This window comes from Pseudonocardia pini (assembly GCF_013870575.1).
Taxonomy (GTDB): domain Bacteria; phylum Actinomycetota; class Actinomycetes; order Mycobacteriales; family Pseudonocardiaceae; genus Pseudonocardia; species Pseudonocardia pini.
In genome coordinates this window covers 1-1,486 of sequence record NZ_JACBXB010001053.1, presented here as the reverse complement: position 1 = coordinate 1,486, position 1,486 = coordinate 1, and the positions used below count along the sequence as shown (strand labels likewise).

Sequence of the window (1,486 nt, the reverse complement as noted above, 5' to 3'; positions counted from 1 at the left end):
ACTTGCCGTAGAACTCGGCCTGCCGGCCGAGGTCGTCGAGCAGCGCGCCGCGCTGGCCCGCGCCCTCCTCGCCCGCCCCGCGGTCCTGGTGGCGGACGAGATCACCTCCGCGCTCGACGCCCACCACCGCGGACTGGTGCTCGACACCCTCGACGCGCTGCGTCACGACCACGCCACCACGGTCCTGCTCATCAGCCACGACCTCCCGCTGGTCGAGCAGGTCGCCGACCGGGTGCTCGTCGTCGAGGACGGTCGGGCGGCAATTGTCCGGCCTCATCGCTCCCTGTCGGTCTGAGCTTTCCTGCAGGTGGGAGGCGGTGGCCCATTGTCCGGACAGATCATGCCCGGGAGGGCGTCGTAGGTCACACTGATCACCCGTAGGGATTGACGAACGGCGCTCGCCCGTACGTAGAGTGCAGGAGACCCCACGGGGTCACACCATCCAGAGCGGCTGAGAGACCTGGCTCGACGACGCCGCAGCAACCCCCCGTCACAGGGTGCGGGTGCTAAAGCCGGGTGCGATGGAGGCGGCTGTGCGGACCGAGGTGGGTTTCGAGGCAGTGCATCGGCGCCACGTCGATCTCCTGCGCACGGCCAGCGCCGCCTGTCGGGTCTGACGAGAGCCCTCATCTCCCTGTCACTCCCGTAGTAGAGGTCTGCCGTCATGGCCCCCTTGCACCTCGCCGTCGCCCTCGACGGCGCAGGCTGGCACCCCGCCGCCTGGCGCGATCCCGGCGCCCGTCCCGACCTGCTGTTCACCGCCCGCTACTGGGCGGCGCTGGTCCGCGCGGCCGAGCGCGGCCTGCTCGACCTCGTCACCTTCGAGGACGGGTTCGGCCTGCAGACCGGCGACCACCTCGTCGCCGGGGACCGCCGCACCGACCAGGTGCGGGGCAGGCTCGACGCCGAGCTCGTCGCGGCGTTCGTCGCGCCGCTGACCCGGCACGTCGGCCTGGTCCCCACGGTCACGACCACCCACACCGAGCCCTTCCACGTGGCCTCGGCGATCTCCACGCTCGACCACGACAGCCGCGGCCGGGCGGGCTGGCGGGTGCAGACCTCCGCCCGCGCCGACGAGGCGGCCCACTTCGGCCGCCGCACCCTGCCCGAGATCCGCCGCGAGACGCTGAACACCCCCGAGACCGCCGCCGTGGTCGAGGAGCTGTTCGCGGAGGCCGCCGACGCCGTCGAGGTCGTGCGGCGGCTGTGGGACAGCTGGGAGGACGACGCCGAGATCCGGGACGCCGCCACCCACCGGTTCCTCGACCGGGACAAGGTGCACGCGATCGACTTCACCGGCCCGTTCTTCGCGGTGAAGGGCCCCGGCATCGTGCCCCGCCCGCCGCAGGGCCAGCCGCTGGTGGTGGCGCTCGCGCACGCCCGCACCGCGTACGAGCTGGCGGCGCGGGCGGCGGACGTGGTGTTCGTGACGCCGCAGGAGGCCGCGGACGTCGCGCCGATCCTCGCCGAGGTCGCGGCGGCCCAG

Annotated in this window: 1 protein-coding gene, 1 pseudogene and 1 riboswitch; the gene and the pseudogene both read left to right on the top strand. The window is 73.3% G+C overall.

The annotated features are described in order from the left end of the window. A pseudogene (locus H5J29_RS32395) lies at positions 1-295 on the top strand (hypothetical protein); the annotation flags it as partial. A gap of 140 nt (positions 296-435) precedes the next feature. Beyond that, positions 436-528: riboswitch (SAM riboswitch) on the top strand. Positions 529-664: 136 nt separating this feature from the next. Continuing rightward, the coding region (locus H5J29_RS32390) for an LLM class flavin-dependent oxidoreductase (protein ID WP_181784712.1) at positions 665-1,486 on the top strand (822 nt) is incomplete at its 3' end.